Annotated in this window: 21 protein-coding genes; 11 read left to right on the top strand and 10 right to left on the bottom strand. The window is 66.5% G+C overall.

Translation table 11 applies throughout. The features are described from left to right. Window positions 1-18 precede the first annotated feature (18 nt). The 4 genes from ctaD to ASD86_RS20850 all read left to right on the top strand — a co-directional run bounded on the left by ctaD (window position 19) and on the right by ASD86_RS20850 (window position 3,451). Entirely contained in the window at window positions 19-1,647 is a 1,629-nt protein-coding gene (ctaD, locus tag ASD86_RS20840) for a cytochrome c oxidase subunit I (RefSeq protein WP_036112505.1), read from the top strand. Between the two features lie 76 nt (window positions 1,648-1,723). Next, the gene (locus ASD86_RS28225; protein ID WP_255357308.1) at window positions 1,724-1,855 is read left to right on the top strand and encodes a hypothetical protein; all 132 of its coding nucleotides are present in this window, start codon (window positions 1,724-1,726) and stop codon (window positions 1,853-1,855) included. Then, a complete protein-coding gene (locus tag ASD86_RS20845) occupies window positions 1,852-2,541 on the top strand; it encodes a cytochrome c oxidase assembly protein (protein ID WP_082578580.1) in 690 nt (229 codons plus the stop codon). Before ASD86_RS28225 ends, ASD86_RS20845 begins: the two co-directional genes overlap by 4 nt. A 31-nt stretch (window positions 2,542-2,572) precedes the next feature. After that, a complete protein-coding gene (locus ASD86_RS20850) occupies window positions 2,573-3,451 on the top strand; it encodes a cytochrome c oxidase subunit 3 (RefSeq protein WP_056115310.1) in 879 nt (292 codons plus the stop codon). Window positions 3,452-3,925: 474 nt separating this feature from the next. Here the strand turns inward: ASD86_RS20850 and ASD86_RS20855 are convergent, their stop codons facing one another. Continuing rightward, entirely contained in the window at window positions 3,926-4,153 is a 228-nt protein-coding gene (locus ASD86_RS20855) for a twin transmembrane helix small protein (RefSeq protein ID WP_036112601.1), read from the bottom strand. 192 nt (window positions 4,154-4,345) lie between these two features. On the opposite strand from ASD86_RS20855, the gene ASD86_RS20860 reads away from it, so the two are divergent. From ASD86_RS20860 to ASD86_RS20880, 5 genes are all read left to right on the top strand, one after another. Beyond that, window positions 4,346-5,086: an SURF1 family protein gene (locus ASD86_RS20860; protein WP_056115312.1), complete on the top strand. Its 741-nt coding sequence runs from the start codon at window positions 4,346-4,348 to the stop codon at window positions 5,084-5,086. Continuing rightward, a complete protein-coding gene (locus ASD86_RS20865; RefSeq protein ID WP_056115314.1) occupies window positions 5,083-5,664 on the top strand; it encodes a hypothetical protein in 582 nt (193 codons plus the stop codon). The genes ASD86_RS20860 and ASD86_RS20865 overlap by 4 nt, the downstream gene beginning before the upstream one ends. Before the next feature lie 79 nt (window positions 5,665-5,743). Next, window positions 5,744-6,892 (top strand): COX15/CtaA family protein, encoded by a 1,149-nt coding sequence (locus ASD86_RS20870; protein WP_056115320.1) that lies wholly within the window; start codon window positions 5,744-5,746, stop codon window positions 6,890-6,892. After that, window positions 6,892-7,824 (top strand): heme o synthase, encoded by a 933-nt coding sequence (locus ASD86_RS20875; RefSeq protein WP_036112490.1) that lies wholly within the window; start codon window positions 6,892-6,894, stop codon window positions 7,822-7,824. The genes ASD86_RS20870 and ASD86_RS20875 overlap by 1 nt, the downstream gene beginning before the upstream one ends. Window positions 7,825-7,878: 54 nt before the next feature. After that, window positions 7,879-9,189 carry an amidohydrolase family protein gene (locus ASD86_RS20880; RefSeq protein WP_056116454.1) on the top strand — a complete coding sequence of 437 codons (1,311 nt, stop codon included), beginning with the start codon at window positions 7,879-7,881 and terminating at the stop codon, window positions 9,187-9,189. A gap of 13 nt (window positions 9,190-9,202) precedes the next feature. Here ASD86_RS20880 and ASD86_RS20885 read toward each other — a convergent pair whose 3' ends face one another. The 4 genes from ASD86_RS20885 to ASD86_RS20900 all read right to left on the bottom strand — a co-directional run bounded on the left by ASD86_RS20885 (window position 9,203) and on the right by ASD86_RS20900 (window position 12,462). Next, window positions 9,203-9,694, bottom strand: a complete 492-nt coding sequence (locus ASD86_RS20885) for a DUF2306 domain-containing protein (RefSeq protein WP_056115322.1) — start codon at window positions 9,692-9,694, stop codon at window positions 9,203-9,205. Between the two features lie 132 nt (window positions 9,695-9,826). Beyond that, window positions 9,827-10,828 carry a bile acid:sodium symporter family protein gene (locus tag ASD86_RS20890; protein ID WP_056115324.1) on the bottom strand — a complete coding sequence of 334 codons (1,002 nt, stop codon included), beginning with the start codon at window positions 10,826-10,828 and terminating at the stop codon, window positions 9,827-9,829. A 278-nt stretch (window positions 10,829-11,106) separates the two neighbouring features. Next, window positions 11,107-11,481: a hypothetical protein gene (locus ASD86_RS20895; RefSeq protein ID WP_056115327.1), complete on the bottom strand. Its 375-nt coding sequence runs from the start codon at window positions 11,479-11,481 to the stop codon at window positions 11,107-11,109. Between the two features lie 36 nt (window positions 11,482-11,517). Further along, window positions 11,518-12,462 carry a DNA/RNA non-specific endonuclease gene (locus ASD86_RS20900; protein WP_162253719.1) on the bottom strand — a complete coding sequence of 315 codons (945 nt, stop codon included), beginning with the start codon at window positions 12,460-12,462 and terminating at the stop codon, window positions 11,518-11,520. Between the two features lie 193 nt (window positions 12,463-12,655). On the opposite strand from ASD86_RS20900, the gene ASD86_RS20905 reads away from it, so the two are divergent. Then, on the top strand, window positions 12,656-14,692 hold the full coding sequence (locus tag ASD86_RS20905; protein WP_056115333.1) for a hypothetical protein: 2,037 nt from the start codon (window positions 12,656-12,658) through the stop codon (window positions 14,690-14,692). A gap of 409 nt (window positions 14,693-15,101) precedes the next feature. Here the strand turns inward: ASD86_RS20905 and ASD86_RS20910 are convergent, their stop codons facing one another. After that, on the bottom strand, window positions 15,102-17,081 hold the full coding sequence (locus ASD86_RS20910; protein WP_056115335.1) for a S9 family peptidase: 1,980 nt from the start codon (window positions 17,079-17,081) through the stop codon (window positions 15,102-15,104). 182 nt (window positions 17,082-17,263) lie between these two features. On the opposite strand from ASD86_RS20910, the gene ASD86_RS20915 reads away from it, so the two are divergent. Next, window positions 17,264-18,400, top strand: a complete 1,137-nt coding sequence (locus ASD86_RS20915; protein ID WP_082578582.1) for a membrane dipeptidase — start codon at window positions 17,264-17,266, stop codon at window positions 18,398-18,400. A gap of 737 nt (window positions 18,401-19,137) precedes the next feature. Here the strand turns inward: ASD86_RS20915 and dnaG are convergent. The 4 genes from dnaG to ASD86_RS20940 all read right to left on the bottom strand — a co-directional run bounded on the left by dnaG (window position 19,138) and on the right by ASD86_RS20940 (window position 23,401). After that, complete coding sequence (dnaG, locus tag ASD86_RS20925) at window positions 19,138-20,889, bottom strand: DNA primase (protein ID WP_056115344.1); 1,752 nt, start codon at window positions 20,887-20,889, stop codon at window positions 19,138-19,140. Window positions 20,890-21,084: 195 nt separating this feature from the next. After that, window positions 21,085-21,711, bottom strand: a complete 627-nt coding sequence (locus ASD86_RS20930) for a glutathione S-transferase family protein (RefSeq protein ID WP_056115348.1) — start codon at window positions 21,709-21,711, stop codon at window positions 21,085-21,087. Window positions 21,712-21,804: 93 nt separating this feature from the next. Continuing rightward, window positions 21,805-22,866, bottom strand: a complete 1,062-nt coding sequence (locus tag ASD86_RS20935; protein ID WP_235567851.1) for a YihY/virulence factor BrkB family protein — start codon at window positions 22,864-22,866, stop codon at window positions 21,805-21,807. Between the two features lie 262 nt (window positions 22,867-23,128). Continuing rightward, window positions 23,129-23,401 (bottom strand): SEC-C metal-binding domain-containing protein, encoded by a 273-nt coding sequence (locus ASD86_RS20940; RefSeq protein WP_200957285.1) that lies wholly within the window; start codon window positions 23,399-23,401, stop codon window positions 23,129-23,131. Window positions 23,402-23,466: the final 65 nt, after the last annotated feature.

Consider the following 23,466-nt stretch of genomic DNA (forward strand, 5'->3'; position numbering starts at 1 on the left):
CATTCTCAGAGGTAGGCCATGGCAGCCACGCACCCCGTCGCCGATCATCATCACGATCACGATGATCATCATGCCCACCAGCAGGGCTTCATCGAGCGTTGGTTCTTCTCGACCAACCATAAGGACATCGGCACGCTGTATCTGATCTTCAGCTTCGTGATGTTCATCATCGGCGCGGGCATGTCGGTGATCATCCGAGCCGAACTGGCCGAGCCGGGCCTGCAGTTCGTCAAGCCCGAGTTCTTCAACCAGATGACCACCATGCATGCGCTGGTGATGATCTTCGGCGGCGTGATGCCGGCCTTCGTCGGCCTGGCCAACTGGATGATCCCGTTGCAGATCGGCGCGCCGGACATGGCGCTGCCGCGCATGAACAACTGGTCGTTCTGGATCCTGCCGTTCGCCTTCACCCTGCTGCTGATGACCCTGTTCCTGCCGGGCGGCGCGCCGGCCGGCGGCTGGACGCTGTACCCGCCGCTGTCGCTGCAGGGCGGCTCCAACGTGGCGTTCGCGATCTTCGCCATCCACATGATGGGCATCAGTTCGATCATGGGCGCGATCAACGTCATCGCCACCATCCTCAACATGCGCGCCCCGGGCGTGGACCTGTTGAAGATGCCGATCTTCTGCTGGACCTGGCTGATCACCGCGTTCCTGCTGATCGCGGTGATGCCGGTGCTCGCGGGCGCGGTGACGATGCTGCTGACCGACAAGTTCTTCGCCACCTCGTTCTTCAACGCGGCCGGCGGCGGCGACCCGGTGATGTTCCAGCACATCTTCTGGTTCTTCGGTCACCCCGAGGTCTACATCATGATTCTGCCGGCGTTCGGCGTGGTGTCGGAGATCATCCCGACCTTCAGCCGCAAGCCGCTGTTCGGTTATCAGGCGATGGTGTACGCGACCGCGTCGATCGCGTTCCTGTCGTTCATCGTGTGGGCGCACCACATGTTCACCGTCGGCATGCCGCTCGGTGGCGAGATCTACTTCATGTTCGCGACCATGCTGATCGCGGTCCCGACCGGCGTGAAGGTGTTCAACTGGGTCACCACCATGTGGCGCGGCTCGATCTCATTCGAGGCGCCGATGCTGTGGGCGATCTCGTTCGTGATCCTGTTCACCATCGGCGGTTTCTCGGGCCTGATGCTCGCGATCGTGCCGGCCGACTTCCAGTACCACGACACCTACTTCGTGGTCGCGCACTTCCACTACGTGCTGGTGACCGGCGCGCTGTTCTCGATCATCGCCGCGGTCTATTACTGGTGGCCGAAGTGGACCGGCCGCATGTACAGCGAGCCGGCGGCCAAGTTCCATTTCTGGTGGACGATGATCTTCGTCAACCTGCTGTTCTTCCCGCAGCACTTCCTGGGCCTGGCCGGCATGCCGCGCCGCATCCCGGACTACAACGTGGTGTTCGCGGACTGGAACCTGATCAGCTCGATCGGCGCGTTCGGCATGTTCCTGACCCCGTTCATGATGCTTGGCATCCTGTGGCACTCGAAGCGTTACGGCGTCAAGGCCGAAGCGCGTTCGTGGGAATCGGCCAAGGGCCTGGAGTGGACCGTGCCGAGCCCGGCGCCGCACCACACCTTCGGCACCCCGCCGGTCATCCGCGACGGCGATCTGGCCCACGGCGACATCACCCACTAAGAGCGCATGATCGGGTGAGGCCCGCGCTCGGACGCTTCGGCGAACGAGCGCAGGGCGCCCCTCCAAGAAGACCGCCATGACCCAGTCGACCGACCAGACCGATCTGACCCAACGCCGTTCGGCCGCGCGCCGCACCGCGCTGTGGTTCGGGCTGGCCGCGATCGCGGTGTATGTCGGTTTCATCGCGCTCGGGGTGCTGAACCAATGAGCGCGCACGAGTCCAAGGGCGAACAGGCCGGTGTCGATCAGGCCGGTGTCGATCAGGTCGGTGCGAACCAGCCCGGTGTAAGTCAGCCCGAGGTCAATCAGGCCCGCGCCCAGTCCGGCCCGAAGATGACCAAGATCATGGTCGGCGTCGCGCTCGGAGCGTTCGCCTTCACCTTCGCGCTGGTGCCGATGTACCGCATCGCCTGCGAGAAAGTGTTCGGCATCCGCCTGGAACGTGGCGTGGCCGAGGCCGATCTCGGCGGGCACGCGGTCTCCGATCGCATGGTCACCGTGCAGTTCGACGGCAGCGTCAATTCCAAGCTGCCGTGGGACTTCAAGCCGCACGTGCTCAGCATGAAGGTGCGTCCGGGCGAGCAGTACGAGACCACCTACTACGCCCGTAACACGACGGACCGTGCGATCGTCGGCAGCGCCTCGCCTTCGGTGGCGCCGGCGCGCGCGTCGGGCTATTTCAACAAGACCGAATGCTTCTGCTTCACCGCCCAGACCTTGCAGGCCGGCGAAGCGCGCGAAATGCCGGTGCGTTTCATCATCGACCCGAATCTTCCGGCCGATGTCGAAACGGTCACCTTGTCCTACACGTTCTTCAAGAACGACGCGCTGACCGCGCGCCTGCAGCAGGGGGCGACGTCGAAGACGCCGGCCTCGCCGCTGGCGGCGCCGTAAGCCTCGCACTAATCACCAACGGAACGCCGCCATGGCCCACGCCCACACGCCAGACGCCAACATCTACTACGTGCCGCACAGCAGCCGCTGGCCGTTCCTCGGTTCGATCGGGCTGTTCACCACCATGATCGGCGTCGCCAGCTGGCTCAACGAAGTCAACTGGGGCAAGCCCACCTTCTTCGTCGGCATCGCGATGATGATCGGCGTGCTGTTCGGCTGGTTCGGCGACGTGATCCGCGAATCGGTGCGCGGCAACTACAACAAGCAGGTCGACGTGTCCTTCCGCATGGGCATGGTCTGGTTCATTTTCTCGGAAGTGATGTTCTTCGCCGCGTTCTTCGGCGCGCTGTTCTACGCGCGCCAGTTCGCGCTGCCGTGGCTCGGCGGCGACGGCGACGGCGTGATGACCAACAGCCTGCTGTGGCCGGAATTCAGCGCGGCCTGGCCGAGCAGCGGCCCCGGCGGCGTCGGCGGCGCGTTCGAGACCATCCCGGCATGGGGCCTGCCGCTGCTCAACACCCTGATCCTGCTGACCTCCGGTTCGACCGTCACCGCCGCGCACCACGCGCTCAAGGGCGGTCACCGCAAGGCGCTGCTGTTCTGGCTGGGCCTGACCGTGCTGCTGGGCTGCGTGTTCCTGTTCTTCCAGGCCGAGGAATACATCCACGCCTACACCGAGCTGAACCTGACCCTGGGTTCGGGCATCTACGGTTCGACCTTCTTCATGCTCACCGGCTTCCATGGTCTGCACGTGACCCTGGGTACCTTGATGCTGGCGATCATCTGGTTCCGCTGCCTCAAGGGCCATTTCGACAAGGACAACCACTTCGCGTTCGAAGCGGTGGCCTGGTACTGGCACTTCGTCGACGTGGTGTGGCTGGGTTTGTTCCTGTTCGTTTACGTGCTGTAAGCGCGCGACGACGAGAACGGTAAAACCATGACGAGGGCCGGCGCTGCCGGCCTTTCGTTTTTGCGGTGGTGTTGGTGGTGTTGGGTGGTGTTGGGTTGTGTTTGTGGCGGTGCCGCGTCGTTTCTAGCCGCAGACACGCTCGATGCCGGTGGTGTGCAGGGTCTTAGATGCAGTAAAGAGCAGTCGAAGAGGTGAGTGCGCCAGTAGGGCACGACACCCCACGGCCGTCATTCCCGCGAAGGCGGGAATCCAGAGACTTCAAACGTTCTCGCACGAAAGGCCCTGGATGTTCGGCTCCGCCGAAGTAAAGCGGAGCCCGCCTTCGCGGGAATGACGATCTGGAGAGAGGCGCAAGCGTTCTGCTCAGCGGTTTCGGATCGGTCTGCGCTCGCTAGGACGCAGTGGCAAGGTGCGTTGTTCCCGCGCCGTAGCCAACGCAATCAGCCAGCCAACCTCGGCCAGCCATCCACCGCCTCAATTCGGATTCGACCCCACCCCATGCGGCGTGATCCAGCCCATGTAGATCGCCAGGACCACCAGCAGGATCAGCGCGACGGACAGCGCGATACGACGGGTCAGCGCGTTGACGGTGCGCTTGCTCTGACCCTTGTCCACCAGCATGTAATACAGACCGGCGCCCAGGTTCCACACGATGACGATCAGGAAGGCGACAACCAGCAGGATCTTCAGCGACTCGTTCATCGCGGCCTCCTCGGGCGCGCGCGGCGCGCGCATGAATGCGAAGGCGGCATTATCGCTCCGATTCGCTGGTCGCGCCGAGTGCGGCATCGGGTCGCACCGGGCTGACGCGGGTGGCCGCGGTCGCCGGCGGTACAGTGGCGGCATGCGCGCCCACGCCACCCACGCGCTTCTCACCCATACGGACCGCGCACGATGAGCCGCCGCGGCAGCCTGCTGTTCGGCTGGATCCTGGCGCTGGCGACGATCGCGGTGTTCGCCAGCCTGGGCCGCTGGCAATCGCATCGCGCGGTCGAGAAGCAGGCGATGCTCGATGCCGCCGCCGCGGTGCTGCACGATCGCCGTCCCAAGCCGCTGTCGCTCGCCGACGATCCGGCGCGGCTGCGCGATTACGACTGGGCCTCGGGCCTCGGCTCGTTCGACGCGCGCGGCCCGCTGCTGCTCGACAACCAACAGCGCAACGGCCGCGCCGGCGTGCGCGTGTACCGCATCTTCCTGCCGCGCCAGAGCGGCCCGCTGCTGGTCGACCTGGGCTGGCTGCCGCTGGCCGGCGACCGCAAGCTGCCGGTCATCGCCAAGCCCGAGGGCGAATTCGCGCTCGGCGGCCTGCTGACCGCGCCGCCGTCCAGCGGCATCGCCCTGGGCGCCGGCATCGGCCGCGAAGGCGAGGGCTGGTTGCTGACCCGGGTCGATCCGGCCGCGATCGCCGCCGCGACCGGCCTGTCGGTGCCGCTGGCGCCTCGGGTGCTGCGCCTGGATCCGGCGATCAAGCTCGGCTTCGAGCGCGATCTGGAACTGCTCGCCAACACCCTGCCGCCGCAGCAGCATCGCGGCTATGCGCTGCAGTGGTACGCGCTGGCCCTTGCGGTGCTGGCCACCGCGCTGATCCTCACCTTCCGCCGCAAGCGGACCCGCCCCGACGCCGCGAACCCATGACCGACTCCGCTTCGACCGCCGCCGCCAACAAGCAGCGCAACCGCAATCGCCTGACCTTGGTGCTGATCGCCGCGTTCTTCTTCGTGCCGATGCTGGTGGCCGGGATCCTGCGCTTCACCGATCACCATCCGGCGGTGACCCGCCAGCACGGCGAATTGCTCGAACCCAAGCCCGATCTGCGCACGCACGAGCCGCGTCTGGCCGACGGCAAGCCCTATCCGTGGCAGCCGCAGGCGCGGGTGTGGCGCATCCTGGTCGCGCCGAAGGCCGATTGCCGCGAAGCCTGCGTCAAGCTGTCGCGCGAGCTGGACACGGTCTGGCAGTTGTTCGGCAAGGACGCCGACCAGGTCGACATCCTGTGGCTCGGCGCGCCGCCGGACGGGGCCGCGCGGCCGGTGTCGCTGCGGGTGCTGACCGATTCGCCGTCGCTGCGGGCCCAGCTGCCACGCCTGAACGATCCGGCCGGCACGCCGGTGTATGTGATCGACCCGAACGGCTTCGTGATTCTGCGCTACGCTCCCGGCTTCGAACCCGGCGGTCTGCGCGCGGACCTCGTCAAGCTGCTGAAACTGATGTGATCGGTGGGCCGGCGCGGCGCGCTGGCCCCGGTATCGCAAGCATCGAGCAGGAAAGAGTTTTCGAATGAGCGTAGCGAGCATGACCGGCCTGAGCGCTTCGGGCCTGTACAAGAATTTCCACCGCATCGCCTGGCTGGCCGTCGCGCTGGCTTTGTGCGTGATCGTGTTCGGCGCCTTCGTGCGCCTGTCCAACGCCGGCCTGAGCTGCCCGGACTGGCCGACCTGCTACGGCCGCGCCGCGTGGCCGACCACCGCGCACGAGATCACCGACCACGCCGCGACCGCGATCCGCCCGGTCGAAGTGCACAAGGCCTGGCGCGAACAATTCCATCGCATGATCGCCGGCCTGCTCGGCGTGCTGGTGCTGACCCTGGCGCTGGTGTCGGCGCGTCGGCGCAGCAAGGGCATGCTGCAGATCGCGCTGGCCGCCGCAGTGGTCGCGATCGCGATTCCGCTGTACATGAAAAGCGAACACGTCGCCGCGTCGGGATTGGCGATCCTCGGCGAAGCGATCCTGCTCGGCGCGGCCTTGCGCTGGAGCAACACCGACCTGTCGCGCGCCTCGGCGCTGACCCTGGCGGTGATCATCTTCCAGGCCCTGCTGGGCATGTGGACGGTGACCTGGCTGCTCAAGCCGATCGTGGTGATGGGCCATCTGCTGGGTGGATTACTGACGTTCTCGCTGCTGGTGTGGATCGCGTGGCGCGCCACCAACCAGCCGATCCGGCTGGCCGATGCGGTCAGCGTGCGCCGCTTGATCATGCTCGGCATCGCCGTGCTCGGCGTGCAGATCGCGCTCGGCGGCTGGACCAGCGCCAATTACGCCGCGCTCGCCTGCGGCAACGATTTCCCGACCTGCGTCGGCCAATGGATGCCGCGCCACGATTTCCGCGAAGCGTTCGTGCTGTGGCGCGGGATCGGCGTGGACTACGAAGGCGGCATTCTCGACGGCGAGGCGCGCATCGCGATCCAGCTCGCGCACCGGGCGATGGCGATGGTCGTGTTCGTCTATCTGCTGGGCCTGATGGTGAAACTGCTGCGCACCCCGGGCATGCGCGGTTGGGCGAGTCTGCTGGGCGCGCTGACCTTGTTGCAGGTCGGCCTGGGCATCGCCAACGTCAAACTCAGCCTGCCGCTCGCGGTCGCGGTCGCGCACAACGCTGGCGCGGTGCTGCTGCTGTTCGTGCTGGTATCGCTGCTCGCGCGCCTGCGCACGCCGGAGACCTGATGAACGCCACCAGCCGTCCCACCGCGAGGCAATACTGGGCGCTGACCAAGCCGCGCGTGGTCGCGTTGATCGTGTTCACCGCGATCGTCGGCATGTTCCTGGCGGTGCCGGGCTGGCCGCCGCTGCGCGAGTCGGTGCTGGGTTTTCTCGGCATCTGGCTGGCCGCGTCCTCGGCCGCGGCGATCAACCAACTGCTGGATTCGCGCATCGACGCGAAGATGGCGCGCACCTCGTGGCGGCCGATCGTCGCAGGCCAGGTGTCGCCGACCCAGGCGCTGGTGTTCGCGCTGATTCTCGCCGCCGCCTCGATGCTGATCCTGGTGCTGTGGGTCAACGTGATCACCGCGGTGCTGACCTTCGCCTCGCTGATCGGCTACGCGGTGATCTACACCGTGTTCCTCAAGCGCGCCACGCCGCAGAACATTGTGATCGGCGGCGTCGCCGGCGCCGCGCCGCCGCTGCTGGGCTGGGCCGCGGTCACCGGCATGCAGGGGCCGTGGGACTGGGCGCACGCGCTGCTGCTGGTATTGATCATTTTCGTGTGGACGCCGCCGCATTTCTGGGCGCTGGCGATCTTCCGCCGCGCCGACTACGCGCGCGCGATGGTGCCGATGCTGCCGGTCACCCACGGCGTGCAGTACACGCGCTGGCAGATCCTGTTCTACACCGTGCTGCTGGTGGCCGTGACCGTGCTGCCGTGGGCGGTGGGCATGAGCGGCGTGTTCTACCTGGGCGGCGCCCTCGTGCTCGGCGCGATGTTCCTGTACTACGCCTGGAAACTGATGGACCCGCCCGACGAGTTGTACGCGATGCGGGTTTTCAACTACTCGATCGTCTACTTGATGGCGTTGTTCGCGTTCTTGATGATCGACCACTGGATGCTGCCGGCGTTGCAGCCGGCCGCGGCCTTCGAGCTGCGCCAAGTGGGTTGATCGGTCGCGCCGCCGAACGCGCGACCACCATTGAAGTCAGGGGAGATGCTGTCGATGAGGAATCCGATCCTTCGTTCCATCACGGCGCTCCTGCCGCTGGCCATCGCCTTCGCGGCCTCGGCGCAGACCGCATCGCCGGCCGATGCGTCGGTGGCCGACGATCTGGTGGTGACCGCGGCCAAGCTGTTCGACGCGCGTAGCGGCAAGCTGATCGACCGGCCGCAGGTGCTGATCCGCGACGGCCGCATTATTGAGGTCGGCCGCATCGGCGACGCCGTACCCGATGGGATCAAGCGCCTGGACCTGGCCGGCATGACCTTGCTGCCGGGCCTGATCGACATGCACACCCATCTGGATTCCGATCCGTCCTACGGCGGCTACACTGGTCTGCAGTTCAACGATCGGTTCTGGTCGGTGCTCGCGGTCAAGCACGCGCAGCAGACCCTCGATGCCGGTTTCACCACCGTGCGCAACGTCGGCGCCGATGCCTGGAACGATGTCGGCCTGCGCCAGGCCATCGACGAAGGCCAGCTGCGCGGTCCGCGCATCGTCACCGCGGCGTATTCCTTCGGCGCCACCGGCGGGCATTGCGATTCGACCTTTTTCCCGCCGTCGATGAACCAGAAGAGCCCGTACAACGCCGACTCGCCCGAACAGGCGCGCCAGCGCGTGCGCGAGCTGCGCAAGTACGGCGCGCAGGTGATCAAGATCTGCGCCACCGGCGGCGTGTTCTCGCGCAATACCGAGCCGGGTCAGCAGCAGATGAGCTATGAGGACATGAAGGCCGTCGCCGATGAAGCGCACCAGTGGGGCCTGCGCGTCGCCGCGCACGCGCACGGCGCCAGCGGCATCCGCGATGCGATACGCGCCGGGGTCGACACCATCGAGCACGCCAGCCTGATCGACGACGAAGGCATTCGCCTCGCCAAGCAACACGGCGCGTGGTTGTCGATGGACATCTACAACACCGATTACACCCAGGCCGAGGGCAAGAAGAACGGCGTGCTCGAGGACAACCTGCGCAAGGATCGCGAAGTCGCCGACATCCAGCGCGAGAATTTCCGCCGCGCGCATGCGGCCGGGGTGAAGATGGTCTACGGCACCGACGCGGGCGTGTACCCGCACGGTCAAAACGGCCGCCAGTTCGCGGTCATGACCCGCTACGGCATGAGCGCGGCGCAGGCGATCCAGGCGGCGACCGCGAACGCGGCCGAGGCATTGGGACGCAAGGACGTCGGCATCGTCGAGAAAGGCCGCTGGGGCGATTTGATCGCGGTTGCCGGCGATCCGACTCAGGACGTGACCTTGCTGGCTTCGGTGCCGGTGGTGATCAAGGGTGGCGAAGTGGTGAAGGACGCGCGCTGAGCGGCGCGCGTCCTTATTTCCAACCGTCCTCGCGCAGGCGCGTCAGGCTGCGATCGCGATTGCGGTACAGCAGCCAGGCGCCGATGCCGACCACGCCGAACGACGCCAGCGCGGTGGCGAGGCCGAAGCTCAGACCCAGGCCGCGCAGCGCCGGCACGCGCACGGCGATTTCCGCCGCGGTCGCCGCGAGCAAACCGATATAGGACCAGCCGATCAGCTCGTAATGGCGTTGCAGCCAACGCTCGGCCGGCCGCTTGCGATAGGCAGGATAGAAGCCGGCGGCCAGCGTGCCCAGGCTGATCAGCGCAAGCACATGGAACGGCCCGAACCCGCCGAACACCCGATAGATCATCAACGCGGTGAGATTGAGCGTCAGCATCGCGGCGACATAGCCGTAACCGAGCCAGCGATGCAGGCGCGTGCCCTTGCGGCGCAACAGGACCGCGGCGCCGAGCGACACCGCCAGCACGCCGACCGCGGTATGCACCAGACCGAGCGTATTCATGCGCCACCTCCTGTGGCGATCGTGCCGCCCCGGGTGGAGCGGCGCCGGCCCCATCCTCGCCGCGCCGCATCCATCGGCGGCACTGAGGAATGTCAGTGCCGGACGGTTATGCCGACCGGCCTGCCGCGCGGGTCAGTCGGCGATGTCTTCGGCCGCCGCCGGGATTGCAGGCCGCTTGCGCGCATAACGACGCGCGATATGCGCGCACACGATCAACTGCAACTGATGGAAGATCATCACCGGCAGCACGATCGCGCCGAGCGCGCTGCTCGCGAACAGGATCTTCGCCATCGGCACGCCAGTGGCCAGGCTCTTCTTCGAGCCGCAGAACACGATCGCGATTTCGTCCTCGCGCGAAAACCCCATCCGGCGCGCGGCGAAGGTGGTGGTCAGCATCACCACCGCGAGCAGCAACGCGCATACGCCGATCACCACGTACAACGCGCCCAGCGGCGTGTTCTGCCACAGGCCGCTGCTGACCGAGGCGGCGAACGCGGTGTAGACCACCAGCAGCACCGTGCCCTGGTCGGTATAGCGCAACACCGCGCGCTGGCGTTCGACCCAGGCGCCGATCCAGCGCCGCAGCAGATGCCCGGCCACGAACGGCACTAGCAACTGCAGCATGATCTTGCCGATCGCTTCGCCCGGGTTCGCCATCGCGCCGTGCGCGCCGGCCAGCGCGCTCATCAGCAGCGGGGTCAGGAACACGCCGAGCAGGCTCGACGCCGATGCGCTGCATACCGCCGCCGGCACGTTGCCGCCGGCCATCGAGGTGAACGCGATCGAGGACTGCACGGTCGAGGGCAGGGTGCACAGGAACAACAGGCCCAGGTACAACTCCGGCGTCAGCCAGTGGCCCGACAGTGGCCGCAGCATCAGGCCGAGCAGCGGAAACAGCACGAAGGTGCTGGCGAAGATCACCAGGTGCAATCGCCAATGCAAGGCGCCGGCGAGGATCGCTTCGCGCGACAGGCGCGCGCCGTGCAGGAAGAACAGCGCGGCGATCGCGATATTGGTGAAGTCGTCCAGGGCGCCTGCTGACACGCCGCGGACCGGGAACCACCAGGCCAGCGCGACCGCGCCGAGCAGGGCCAGGGTGAAGCCGTCGACGCGCAGACGTTTTAGCCAATGCATGGAGGGCGGGGATTCGGGATTGGGGATTGGGGATTCGAGATTAGCGCCAGTGCCATCGCCGCGAATGCGGGTTTCGCACTGTAGGAGCGGCGCGAGCCGCGACAGCGCCACTTCACATGCGACGCTTCCGGCCTGGGCGCGGTGATGGGTTGACGCTCGACCTCGCCGTTGCGGCGAGGTTTCATTGGCGCTGTCGCGGCTCGCGCCGCTCCTACAGGGGGCGGACGAAGCCTGCGTTGCGACCGGGAGCTCCGCCATCGGCGAACGCACCCGTCACCTCACCAAGGCTTGACCTTGTCCGCGATCTCCGCCGCGCTGTCCGGCGTCACGTACCACTTGCCCGGGTCTTCGTATTCGAAGTCGATCGCGACTTCGGCTGCTTCGCGGTTGATGCGGATGATGCACACCCGCCACGGCGCCTTGTCCTTGACCTGGGTGACCCGGCGCAGTTCTTCCAGGCGGTTCTCGATCTCCACGCCCGATGGCGTCAGCGGTTCGCCCGGCTGGTCCTTGTCGTAGCGGAAGCCGTTGAGGCGGCTGATGCCGTCGCCGTACCACGCGATCAGCGCGTAACCGTCCCACGGCCGTTCGCCGGCCTTGGGGTCGACCACGATCAGGCGCGCGATCTCGCCAAGCAATTCGTCTCTGTTCATGTCCTGCCTTGCGTATCGGTAAGGGCGCGCCGGCGATCAACCGGCGGCGATCATGTCGTCCATCTGACTGCCGTCGACCCGGTCGTAGTGCTGACCGGCGCGGTTGTCGAAGCTGACGCGTTGATCGTAAACCCTGCTGCCGTCGCTCGGGTCGATGACCTCATAGGAAATGCGAACCCGGTCCGGTCGATCGACGTTGCGCGGGGCCAGGTCGACGCTGATCTGCACGTCCATGCCCTTGTCGACCCAGGCCGCCCACTCGTTTTCGAGGGTTTTGTAGGCGCCCATGTTGAAGTTGCCGTTCTGCGGGAACAGGTTCTTCAGGCCCTGATCGGTGACGAAGCGATGGCCGAACACGTGGCCGCCCTGATCGCCTTCGATGCCGCGGTCGGCGGCGGCGCCTTGCGCGTCGGTCTCCGCGTCGCTGCGTTCGAGCTTGCTGAACACGGTGCGCAAGGTGCCCTCGGCATGGATCGGACGGCCTTCCGAGTCGACCGTCCAGACCGCATCGTTGACCTCGCCGCTGTCGGGATTGACGACGCTGGCGGAGATTTCCCGGGTGTCGTCCTGCGACGACGGCGACAACCCCAGCCATTGCTTGAGCTTGTCGACCAGGCCGTCGCCGTCGCCCTGCGGCAGCGCCGCATAGGCATCGCGCACCTGCGGCCCGCTGCTGCGTTCTACCGCGCTGGCGATGGTGTCGTGTCCGAACGCGGCTTCGAGCTTTTGCAATTGCGGCGCGTCGAGTTTGCCGGCGAGGTCCTGCGCCAGGGTGTCGCGATCGGCCAGCGGCAAGGCATCGACCTGATCGCGCAAGCGGTCGAGTTGCGGCGGCGTCAGCGCGTCGGTCGCGGCGCGCGCCTGCGCCGGATCGGCGTCGCGCAAGGCCTGCGGCGTGACCGCCGCAGCCGATGAATCCGTCGACCGGTCCAACGGCGGCAGGCGCTCGAAGGCGGGGCGCGAGCTGATCGGGTCGGTCATCGACGGGGCCTGACTGTGCATTGGTTACACAGGAAGTTAGCCATTAATGCGCCGCGATCCCAGTGGGGAAAACCCTGGTGAAGTGTGTCAATTCAATGACTTCCACGGTTTTTACTAGGGTCGCCCCCATCTGGCCCCGGCCCGGGGCGAGGACTAGCGTGAAAGCCCTCTCCCCCAGCGCGGCGCGACGGCCATGAGCGGAATCTTCAACAACGGCTATTTCCAGAATCCGGCCCTGTTCCTGCAGCGCGAACCGCCGGCGCGGCCGGCGCCGCCGGTCGAGCCGGTCAAGCCGCAGCAGCAGGCCGAGGGTGTGGTGCCGCCGACCGGCACTCAGCACGAAGACGTCCAGGCCGCGGTCGACGCCACCATCAGCCCCGACGCCACGGTCGATCAGCGCAATACCGCCTATCGCGAAACCCAGGCTTACGTCGAACGCTGCGCTTCGGGCGGCGATTTCGTGCAGATCGACGACACCTCGATGAAGTCGATCGCCTTGTACACGATGCGCAACGAAAACGTGCCGAGCAAATACCGGCCCGAGGTGCTCGAGGCGGTCGATCGCGAAATCTCGCCGCAGGCCAACACCGAACAGACCATGCAGGCCTACGACCAGATCCAGCAGTACGTCGACGCGGTCGGCGGCATCGGCGATGCCGGCATCACCGCCGAAGCGCTGCCGGGCCGCACCGCCGACCTGCTCGGCGAAGCGCGCATTCCGACCGTGAAGCAGGATGCGCAGAACGACGCGCAAGGCATCCTAGATGTCGGCAAGCGCGACGGCGAGGACGACTACGGCGCGCGCCGCGATGCCTTCGCCGATGCCGTGCGCGGCGAGCCCGAAGCCTATCGCGAATACCTCACCGCGGCCGTGCTCGAGCGCGACGCCGGCGCGGTCAAATCCTGGCTGACGCCGAGCGGCGTGCTCGGCCTGGCTAACGACGGCAAGATCGATGCGTCGACCCGCGCCGACATCACCGAGCAGATCGCGCAGGCCTACAACGACGGCAAGATCGACGCCGATTCCTTCGACGGCCTGGCCGATATCGACTACGGCCCCGATCAGGTGCGCGAGTACAAGGAAATCACCGATTTCCTGGGCGGATCGAGCGGTCCGGAAACGCTGGAGCTGCGCGGCGCCCTGGCCGATCGCATCTTCAAGACCTGGTCGGAATCGCCGTACCCGACCGACCTGGGCTTTCACAGCTACAACTACCGGCAACTGGAACTGGCGATCAACGTCGCCGGCGGCGACGCGCAGCATCCCGAAGTGTTGACCGATTTCCTGCGCGGCCTGCCGGCCGATCAGCTCGACAAGGTGATCGCGATCGGTTCGCAGCTGCCGCAGGCCGAGCCGGACATGATGGCGACGATCTTCTCGGCGGTCGCGCGCGACGATCGCGCCCAGGCCGGCGATCTGGCCGCGCAGCTCGCGCGTTTGCCGGGTGAGCACAGTGACTGGTTCGAACAGGGCCAGGTCGCGCGCAACGAAGCGTTGGCCGACATGCTCGGCGCGCATTCGGACAAGGTGCTCGACGAACTCAGCGAATACGACGACAGCGGCGCGCGCGGCCTGGGTGACGACACCGATCGCAAGCAGTACGAGGTCAACGGCCGCGATCTGGCGGCGGTGCTGGAGCTGACCACGTTCAATCCGGAGATCGCCAGCAGCCACCGCGAGACCGCGCGTCAGGGCGTGCTGGAGTACTTCGGCGAGCAGGCGAAGATCGTCAACGATTCGCTGGGGCAGACCAATTCGCCCGGTTATGAAGAGGCGTCGGGCCGGTTGGTGGTGATCTCGGCGGCGAGCGATGTCGCGGTCGATCGCGGCTTCGAGAAGCTGCAGTCCGACATCGAGGCCAAGCAGGAGGCGATCGCGTTCGTGGTCGATATGGCGCTGGTCGCGGTGCCGTTGCCCGCGCGCCTGGAAGCGCGCGCGACCGGCAAGCTGGAGACCTTGTTCGCCAACAACCCGCTGGTGCAGGAGGCGCTCACCGGTTTGACCGGCGAGGTCATCGACACCGCCACCGGACAGTTGACCGACGCGGCCAAGCAGCAGTTGTACGGCAACCTGGAGTCGAATCCGGAACTGGCCGCGCTGGTCGAACGCCAGACCGTGGCCGACGCGTTCCGCGAAAGCGGCCTGGGCGGCATCGCCGACGAACGCGACCGCGCCGAGATTCGCCGCGATGCGAATGGGTTGTCGGACGATATCAGCGAGATCGATTGAGGCGGTGCGTCAGTCGGCCGTGCGTCATTGGGACGACGCGTCGATGGGCGATGCGTCGTTGGGTGTCGGACGGCTCGTGATGTGACGCGTGCGATTGATGGGGCGCGATTGAACGGCTTGGGTGTTGCGATCCGGGTCGCGTCGTAGGCGGGGTGTCGCGAAAATCCCCCGCGCTGATGAGGCGTCGCGACTTCGTGCCGCGTGGGGCGCTCGCCCCCTTTGTCAAAGGGGGCGATGGTTTTATTCGGGATTCGGGATTCGGGATTCGGGATTCGGGATTCGGAAGTCGGAAGTCGGAAGTCGGAAGTCGCATGGCGACGTATCTCCCCGACGAAGCACAACCCGCTTTTCCCCCCTTTGCAAAAGGGGGGGCAGGGAGGATTCGCTTTTAGCTTCTAACCCGGCAACCTCACTTCCCAATCAAATGCTGCTGCCAAAACTCCATGGTAGCCGCACTGAAATAATCGGCATTGGCCTTCTTCTGAAACCCATGCCCCTCATCGTTGAACATCAAGAACCACACCGGCTGCCCGTTACCGCGCACCGCTTTGACGATCTGCTCGGCCTCGGTGTACGGCACCCGCGGATCGTTCTTGCCTTGCGCGACGAACAACGGCGAACGGATCTTGCCGGCGTTCTTCAACGGCGATATCCGATCGAACACCGCCTTCATCTCCGGCACGCGCTCGTCGCCGTACTCGGCGCGGCGCAAATCGCGGCGGTAGGCTTCGGTGTTGTTGAGGAAGGTGGTGAAGTCCGAAATGCCGACGATGTCGACGCCGGCGCGGATGCGGTCGCTGTAATGCATCAGCGAGGCCAGCACCATGTACCCGCCGTAGCTGCCGCCATGCACGCCCACGCGCGTCGCATCGAGTTCGGGCTGCTTGGCGATCCAGTCGAGCAGGCTGCCGATGTCCTTGACCGAATCCTCGCGCTTTTCGGCGTTGTCCAGCCCCAGATACGTGCGGCCGTAACCCGATGAGCCGCGCACGTTGGGCACCAGCACCGCCACGCCGAGTTCGTTGGCGAGGAACTGCGCGGTCGCGTTGAAAGTCGGCTGCGCCTGGCCTTCCGGGCCGCCGTGGATCTGGATCACCACCGGCAGTTTCTTGCCGGCCGGTGCGTTCGCCGGCTTGTAGTAGAACGCCGGAATCGTGCGTGGCTTGCCGTCGAGTTGGTCGAAGGTCGGGTAACGCACCAGGGTCGGGGTGACGAATTGGCTCGAATCCAGGCCGCCGACTTCGCTGCGGGTCCAGCGCGCGAGCTGGCGGTTGGCCAGATCGATCACGTACACGTCGCTGGGCGAGGTCGCGGTGTTGATCGACACCGCGATGCGCTTGCCGTCCGGCGAGAAGTCGACGCCGCCGATCACGCCGATCGGCAGGTCGGGGAGTTTCACCGGCTTGTGATCGGGCAGCGACAGCACGTGCAGTTTGCTGATCCCGTCTTCGTTGCTGACGAACAACAGATGCTTGCCGTCTTGCGACAGCGACACCCCGCCCACGTCCCACGGAATATCGGCGCTGAGCACCTGCAGCTTGTGATTGGAAAGATCGTGGCGGCGCAGGCTGGTGAACTCCTGCGCCTTGCCGTCGATCGGTTCGTCGGAGACGAAATAGACCGCGCGGCCGTCCTTGGCGAAGCGGAAATCGCTGATCGCCGCCTTGCCGCCGTCGACCGGGAACATTTCCAGCTTGCCGGTCTGCAGGTCGACCAGGCCCGGATAGGTTTCGCTGGCCGACACGAACTTGCTCACCAGCAACTGCTTGCCGTCGGGCGAGAAATCCGCCGCGTCCCAGCTGCCGCCCTCGGTCACCACCGCGCGCGGCTTGCGCGTGGCGAAGTCCATCACCCACACGTCGGTGTCCTTGCCGTTGCGCACGGTGCTGCTGTAGGCGAGTTGCTTGCCGTCGTGCGAGAACAGCGGCGAGTCGTTGCGCGACTTGCCGTCGGTCAACAAACTCACCTGGCGCGATGCCAGATCGAACCAGTGCAGTTGCCAGAACTCGTTGCCGCCGATGTCCTTGCCGAACACGAAACCGTTCGAGCCGCCAGGCGCCGCGGTCAGGCGATTGACCGGCTCGGGGTAGAAGGTCAGCTGCTCGCGCATGCCCAGCGGCTGGCAGACGCGATGGGCCTGGGTGGTTTCGGCGAAGCGGGTGCCGATCAGCACGCAGCCGTCGTGGGTCCAGCCGGCGAAACCGGCGCCGCGGGTGTTCTGGTAGCGGTTGAGCCGCTCCAGCAGTTCGGGGCTGATCGCCGGTACGTTCTCGCTGACCCGGTTGCCTTGTTCCTGGCGTGCAACATCCTGCGCGTGGGCGGGGGCGTAGAGGAGTTGAGCGAATGCCAGCGCCAACGCGCTGACGGATAAGGCATGGCGCAGCGGCATCGTCGTTCTCCCCGGTGTGTCGATGGGGCGTCAGGCCCGCGGCGCTGACGCACGGACCCCGAGCTTAGCGCGCCGCGCCGCCGCTGTGATCCATCCCGAAAGTCACGGACGGAAGCGCCCTACGTTTGGCTTAGAGTGCGGGACCGGCGTCACGCCGGGTGCCGCGTCCAGGGAGAAGATCGATGCTCGATCGAAGGTCGTTTTTGATTCGCGGCGCGCTGGCTGGCGCGGCCGCGTTCGCCGCCGGCGCCGCCGGTCCGTTGCGCGCGGCGATGTCGCCCCCACGCTGGGCGCCGTACGACGAAGCGATGGTGATCGACGGTTGCGGCTTCATCGGCGATGCCGATTCCGGGCCCGGCGAGGCCTTGTCGAAGCAGCTGATCGACGAAGCGCGCGGCAGCGGCCTGCGCGTGCTGCAGACCACGGTCGGCCCGGTCGCGCAGTACGAAGGCGCGTACGAAGAAGCGGTGCGCAGCATCGGCCTGTGGGAAAACGAAATCGACCGGCATCCGAACGTGTTCGCGCGGGTGCGCACCGGCGCCGATCTGGAGCGCGCGCGGCGCGAGAAGAAACTCGGCGTGGTCTATCAGTTCCAGGACAGCGCGCCGATCGGCGAGAAGCTCGAACGCGTCGACGATTTCCATCGTATCGGCCTGCGCACGGTGCAGCTGACCTACAACGTCCGCAATCTGGTCGGCGACGGTTGCATGGAAGCCGGCAACGCCGGCATCAGCCGTTTCGGCCACAGCCTGATCGAACGCCTCAACGAGCGCCGCATCCTGATCGACCTGGCCCACAGCGGTCGCCGCACCGCGACCGAAGCGATCGCCGCATCGAAGGCGCCGGTATTGATCAGCCATACCGGTTGCGCGGCTTTGGTCGAGCGTCCGCGCAACAAGACCGACGCCGAACTGCGCGCGGTCGCCGACGGCGGCGGCGTGGTCGGCATCTACCTGATGCCGTTCCTGCGCGAAAGCGGCCAGCCGATGGCCGCCGATCTGATCCGGCATATCGAACACGCAGTGAAGATCTGCGGCGAAGACCACGTCGGCATCGGCACCGACAACATGCTGTCGCCGGTGGACCTGAGCGAGAAGTACAAGGCGCGTCATCGCGAAGACATCCGCGATCGTCGCCGCCTTGGGATTTCCGCGCCGGGCGAGAGCGAGACGGTGTATCTGTATATCCCCGACCTCAATACGCCGCGTCGTTTCGAAACCCTGGCCGGGATGTTGTCGGCGCGCGGGCATTCGGATTCGGTGATCGGCAAGATTCTTGGCGGGAATTTTGCGCGGGTGATGGGGCAGGTTTGGGGGTGAGGGTTGCGCGAGGGATACGATGCTTGCGCGTGTGATAAATGCTAGCGCTAGATGTCCCGTCGTAAACCGCGTCGCGCCAAGCCGTCATTCCCGCGGAGGCGGGCTCCGTTTTACTTCGGCGGAGCCGAACATCCAGCGGCTTCAAGCGTTCTCGCACGAAAGGCACTGGATTCCCGCCTTCGCGGGAATGACGGTAGGAAAGCACGTAAAGCACTGTGAGTAGACGGACTCCGGAAACGCGAGTCGTTTGAAACTTATAGTCGCGGGGCTTCTCATGATGTCAGTCCCGCGAAGGCGGGTATCGGAGGCTTCAGCGCCATCCCACCAGATCGTCATTCCCGCGAAGGCGGGTATCAGAGGCTTCAGCGCCATCCCACCAGATCGTCATTCCCGCGAAGGCGGGAATCCAGAGACTTCAGCGCCATTCTTCCAGAACGTCATTCCCGCGAAAGCGGGAATCCAGTGACTTCAAGCGTTCTCGCACGAAAGGCACTGGATGTTCGGCTCCGCCGAAGTAAAGCAGACCCCGCCTTCGCGGGAATGACGTTAGGAGAGGACGCAGAACTCTGTGAGCAGATGGGCTCCGGCAAACGCGCTGCTTGCAAATGCGTGTGATGTTGACCGCAACCGAAACTTACGACCAACAATCCAGATACCGAACCCCGAACCCCGAACCCCGAACCCCGAACCCCGAACCCCGACTCCCAAATCCCAAATCCCGAATCCCGAATCCCGAATCAATTCGGCGCACGCGGCCTACTCAACCGCGCCTGCAACAACGCCAACAACTCCCGCTTCTCCTCATCCCCCAGCCCCGTCTCGCCCTGCTGCATCTGCAACTCGGCCAGCCGCTGCTCGACCATCTGCTTTTCCAACTGCCCCACCGCATCGAAGAACTCGCGCTGCAAGGTGTCGTCGTTGCCCGGCAGGCTCTGGCTGGCGAGCTTCTGCAAGGCGCCGGACTGCGGGTGTTCGGCGAAATGTTCGAGCAAGGCGCCGGTGCTGATTTCCGGGCGCTGCTGCACCACCTCGACGATCTCGGTCAGCAGGTCGATGCCCGGCTGGCGCAAGGCGGAAAAGCGATACGGCGGAGTCAATCCAGCGGCCAGCGAGGGTTTTTGCAGCAGCACGCCGATCGCGCTGCGCACCAGCGAGCGCCTCGGCGTCGGCGCGTGGCGGCCGCCGCCGGAATGCGCGCGCTGGGTCGGCACATGCGTGTCCGGGCTCGCCTGACGTCCGCCGACGCCGGTCAACTCGGTCAGTCGCTGCTTCATCAGATCGGCGAACGCGCCGTCGGGAATCTGCGCGAGCAGCGGCTTGGCGCGTTCGGCCAGACGCCCCTTGCCTTCAAGCGTGTTGAGGTTGACGTCGGTGGCGATCGAGTCGAACAGGAACTGCGACAGCGGCGTCGCATCGCGCAAGCGCCGGTCGAAACCTTCAGCGCCTTCGGTGCGCACCAGCGAATCGGGGTCTTCGCCATCGGGCAGGAACAGGAAGAACGCCTGGCGCCCGTCCTTCATCCGCGGCAGCACCGATTCCACCGCCTTCCACGCCGCGCCGCGCCCGGCGCGGTCGCCGTCGAAACAGAAGTACACGTCGGCGGCGTTGCGGAACAGCAGTTCGGCGTGGTCGGGCGTGGTCGCGGTGCCGAGCGTGGCCACCGCGGTGTCGACGCCGTGCTGGAACAGCGCGATCACGTCCATGTAGCCCTCGACCACGATCAGGCGCGGGATCTTGTTGTGGGTCTGGCGCACCTGCCACAGGCCGTACAACTCGCGGCCCTTGTGGAACAGCGGGGTTTCCGGCGAGTTGAGGTACTTCGGCCCGTCTTCCTTGTCGAGCACGCGGCCGCCGAACGCGATTACCCGCCCGCGTCGGTCGTGGATCGGGAACATCACCCGGTCGCGGAATTTGTCGTACACCCGGCCGGTGTCGTTCTTCGACAGCATGCCGCCGCGTTCGAGCAGTTTCATCCGGCGCTCGTCGGTGCCCAGCGCGTCGCGCAGCGCGTTGAAGCCGTCGGGTGCGTAGCCGATACCGAAGCGGTCGCGGATGTCGATGCTGACCCCGCGGCTGTCGAGATAGCCCTGGGCCTTGCCGCTGCTCGCGTATTGCTTGAGGAAGAAACGCTGCGCGGCTTCCAGCGCGTTGAACAACTCCTGGGTGTCGGAGTCCTCGTTGCGCGAGCGGGTGTCGCGCGGGACTTCCACGCCGACCCGCTTGGCCAGTTCCTCGACCGCATCGAGGAACTCGAGCCGGTCGTAATTCATCAGGAAGCTGATCGCGGTGCCGTGCGCGCCGCAACCGAAGCAGTGATAGAACTGCTTGGTCGGCGAGACCCAGAACGACGGCGAGCGCTCGTCGTGGAACGGGCAGCGCGCCGAGTATTCCTTGCCCTGACGCTTCAGCGGCACGCGCGCGCCGACCACCTCGACGATGTCGGTGCGGGCGAGGAGGTCGTCGATGAAGCCGTCGGGGATGCGGGCCATGCCGGGGGCGCCCGCGAAGGGCGGCGGAACTCGTTGCGGATCGGCGACTAGGATGCCATGAGCGGCGCGCTCAGGCCGCGACGGGATCGGGCGGGCTTCCGATGGGCGTGCGCCGCCACGGCGGATCGGGCTTCGTTTGCGCGGGTCGGGCTTCAATCCGACGCGCGGGCGCTCGATGGCTTTCTGCCGCCGCGCCTACAGCCCCGGCCGCCCCGGCCACGGCTCGGCCCAGGCCGGAATCCGCATCAGCCCGTCCAGCCAGCGCACGATGTTCGGGTAGTCGCCCAGCGGCAGATGGCACTGGCGCCAGTAGGTCGCCATCGAGGCCAGCTGGAAGTCGGCGATGGTCAGCCGGTCGCAGGCGACGAAATCGCGGCCTTGCAGGTGGCCGTCGAGCACGCCGGCGTACTTGGCGATATCGCGCTGGCGCGATTGCAGCAGCTCCAGGTCCGGCTCGCCGAAACCGAAGTGGCCTTTGACGATGTATTCGAAGTAGTGCGCATCGATCGTCGTCGCCCAGTGGCAGTCGTTCCACGACAGCCAGCGCAGCACCTGCACCTGTTCGGCCGGATTGTGCGCCGGCCACATGTCCGAACCGGCGCGGATGCACAGGTAGGCCATGATCGCCGAGGCTTCCCACAGCGCCACGTCGCCGTCGACCAAGGTCGGCGCTTTCATGTTGGGATTGAGCGCGGCGTAGTCGGGGTGTTTCATCGTGCCGGCTATGAGGTCGTGCTCGATCAGCTCGGCCTCGATGCCCAGGTGCTTGACCAGGGCCAGCACCCGGCGCGGGGCCTGGGCTTGAATCCAGTGGATCTCCATCGGTGACCTCGTTGCGCTGCGGATACTCAGGCGACGAACGGGCGCGCACGGAATCGACAGGCGCCGCGCTCGCCGCGCGGCAGTCGGGGCCGCCTATGGTTCGGCTGAGGTTGCGGCGTCGTGCGCCGCCAATCCCGCCGCCTTGCGCTCCTCGGCCAAGCGCCGGCGCACCCGCGCGTGCTCGTCGAGCATCGCGGTGATCAGCGCGCCGAGCAGGAACACCACCGCGCAGTAGTACATCCACACCAGCATGATCACCAGGCCGCCGGCCGGCCCGTAGGCGGTGCCGAGGCTGGCCTGGCCCAGGTACAGGCCGATCGCGCTGCGGCCGAGCATGAACAAGCCCGCGGTCAGCGCGCCGCCGACCAGCGAGCGGCCCTTGCTGACCGGGCGGTCGGGCAGCCAGCGGTACATCGCCGCGAACACCAGCGCGTACAGCACGAACGAGGCGATCGCGGCGAACACCGGCAGCAGGTCGGGCACGTAGGCGATCAACAGTTGCAGCGCGGCCTGCACCGCCATCGACACCACCAGCAGGAAGCCGACGCTGATGACCATGCCGAACGAGAGCAGGCGCTTGCGCAGCCACGCGGCCAGCCCGCCCAGGCGCTTGGCGTCGCTGCGGAACACCCGGTTGAGCGCGGCCTGCAATTGGCCGAACACCGCCGAGGCGCCGACCAACAGCGCGACCGTGCCCAGCAGCGCCGCGAACGACCCCGTGCCCGGGCGGTTTTCAGCGTTTTCCACGATCAGCCGCGCCGTGCTTTCGACCTGGCTGCCGGCGAGCAGGCCGATCTGGCGGAAGAATTCCTCCTGCGCCGACGGATACAGCGCGGTGGTCAGCCACAGCACCATCAGGATTAGCGGCGCCAGCGAGAGCAAGGTGTAGAACGACAGCGCCGCGGCCAGGGCTAGGATGTCGTAGTCGACGAAGCGCTGTACGAACTTGCCCGGCCAACTCTGCTCCAGGCGGGCCTGCAGGGCGTGGATGCGCTCCATGGTCTCGTGCGCGAACTCGCCGGCGCCGGAGCGCAGGTCCGGGTTGGAGGCGCGCGATGCGACATCGCGCGTGGGCGCTCGGTCGTTCGCGGGCGAGGTCGGCTGGTCGGAATTTACGGGCATGCGGAACAGATAGCGGCGCGTGCGGCGTCGCATTCAGTATCCGCCAATCGGGTTAGCGGCGCGTCGGCGTGGTGTGCAGATCGCGCGGGTGGTGTTCAGGCGGAGCGGGTCAGCGATTCACCGCCACGAGCTGCGGTCGAATGCCCCGCATCCCCTGTAGGAGCGGCGCGAGCCGCGACCGCGCCAACAAAACCGCCGCGCCGCCTGCAGACAGGCGACGCGACAGCAAGCCTGGACGGCCGTTCTCAGCCGCCAAAGCGATCAATCACGGAAGTAATCGTCGCGCTCGACCCCTTCATACCGCCCGGCGCCGAGGCAACAATTCCTTAAACCTCCGCGCGGAGCCGCAGGGGCAGGGATCGTTGCGGCCCAGCTTCTCGACCAGTTCCTTGTCGCCATGGACCAGGCGCCGGCCGCGTTTGACCCGGGATTCGGATGGATAGCCTTTGCGCCGCTTGCGGGTGATTTCACGCGTGGGCGCCACGTCAAGCGCGATGTCGACGATGCCGCAGTCATCATCATGGAGCGCTGCCTCGAAATCGGTCTCGAAAGCAGGTCGCGGCGTCAAACGCCGGCGTGGTCTCGCGTTTCAGCGGCTCGAAAGCAGTCGCGGTGGATGGGCTTGCGTTTCAT

The organism is Lysobacter sp. Root690 (genome assembly GCF_001427785.1).
GTDB lineage: Bacteria > Pseudomonadota > Gammaproteobacteria > Xanthomonadales > Xanthomonadaceae > Lysobacter.

What these genes read in the sequence shown, in the direction of transcription:
- ctaD (WP_036112505.1), top strand. Translation starts at nt 19, where the DNA reads ATGGCAGCCACGCACCCCGTCGCCGATCATCATCACGATCACGATGAT.
- ASD86_RS28225 (WP_255357308.1), top strand. Translation starts at nt 1,724, where the DNA reads ATGACCCAGTCGACCGACCAGACCGATCTGACCCAACGCCGTTCGGCC.
- ASD86_RS20845 (WP_082578580.1), top strand. Translation starts at nt 1,852, where the DNA reads ATGAGCGCGCACGAGTCCAAGGGCGAACAGGCCGGTGTCGATCAGGCC.
- ASD86_RS20850 (WP_056115310.1), top strand. Translation starts at nt 2,573, where the DNA reads ATGGCCCACGCCCACACGCCAGACGCCAACATCTACTACGTGCCGCAC.
- ASD86_RS20855 (WP_036112601.1), bottom strand. Translation starts at nt 4,153, where the DNA reads ATGAACGAGTCGCTGAAGATCCTGCTGGTTGTCGCCTTCCTGATCGTC.
- ASD86_RS20860 (WP_056115312.1), top strand. Translation starts at nt 4,346, where the DNA reads ATGAGCCGCCGCGGCAGCCTGCTGTTCGGCTGGATCCTGGCGCTGGCG.
- ASD86_RS20865 (WP_056115314.1), top strand. Translation starts at nt 5,083, where the DNA reads ATGACCGACTCCGCTTCGACCGCCGCCGCCAACAAGCAGCGCAACCGC.
- ASD86_RS20870 (WP_056115320.1), top strand. Translation starts at nt 5,744, where the DNA reads ATGACCGGCCTGAGCGCTTCGGGCCTGTACAAGAATTTCCACCGCATC.
- ASD86_RS20875 (WP_036112490.1), top strand. Translation starts at nt 6,892, where the DNA reads ATGAACGCCACCAGCCGTCCCACCGCGAGGCAATACTGGGCGCTGACC.
- ASD86_RS20880 (WP_056116454.1), top strand. Translation starts at nt 7,879, where the DNA reads ATGAGGAATCCGATCCTTCGTTCCATCACGGCGCTCCTGCCGCTGGCC.
- ASD86_RS20885 (WP_056115322.1), bottom strand. Translation starts at nt 9,694, where the DNA reads ATGAATACGCTCGGTCTGGTGCATACCGCGGTCGGCGTGCTGGCGGTG.
- ASD86_RS20890 (WP_056115324.1), bottom strand. Translation starts at nt 10,828, where the DNA reads ATGCATTGGCTAAAACGTCTGCGCGTCGACGGCTTCACCCTGGCCCTG.
- ASD86_RS20895 (WP_056115327.1), bottom strand. Translation starts at nt 11,481, where the DNA reads ATGAACAGAGACGAATTGCTTGGCGAGATCGCGCGCCTGATCGTGGTC.
- ASD86_RS20900 (WP_162253719.1), bottom strand. Translation starts at nt 12,462, where the DNA reads ATGACCGACCCGATCAGCTCGCGCCCCGCCTTCGAGCGCCTGCCGCCG.
- ASD86_RS20905 (WP_056115333.1), top strand. Translation starts at nt 12,656, where the DNA reads ATGAGCGGAATCTTCAACAACGGCTATTTCCAGAATCCGGCCCTGTTC.
- ASD86_RS20910 (WP_056115335.1), bottom strand. Translation starts at nt 17,081, where the DNA reads ATGCCGCTGCGCCATGCCTTATCCGTCAGCGCGTTGGCGCTGGCATTC.
- ASD86_RS20915 (WP_082578582.1), top strand. Translation starts at nt 17,264, where the DNA reads ATGCTCGATCGAAGGTCGTTTTTGATTCGCGGCGCGCTGGCTGGCGCG.
- dnaG (WP_056115344.1), bottom strand. Translation starts at nt 20,889, where the DNA reads ATGGCCCGCATCCCCGACGGCTTCATCGACGACCTCCTCGCCCGCACC.
- ASD86_RS20930 (WP_056115348.1), bottom strand. Translation starts at nt 21,711, where the DNA reads ATGGAGATCCACTGGATTCAAGCCCAGGCCCCGCGCCGGGTGCTGGCC.
- ASD86_RS20935 (WP_235567851.1), bottom strand. Translation starts at nt 22,866, where the DNA reads ATGCGACGCCGCACGCGCCGCTATCTGTTCCGCATGCCCGTAAATTCC.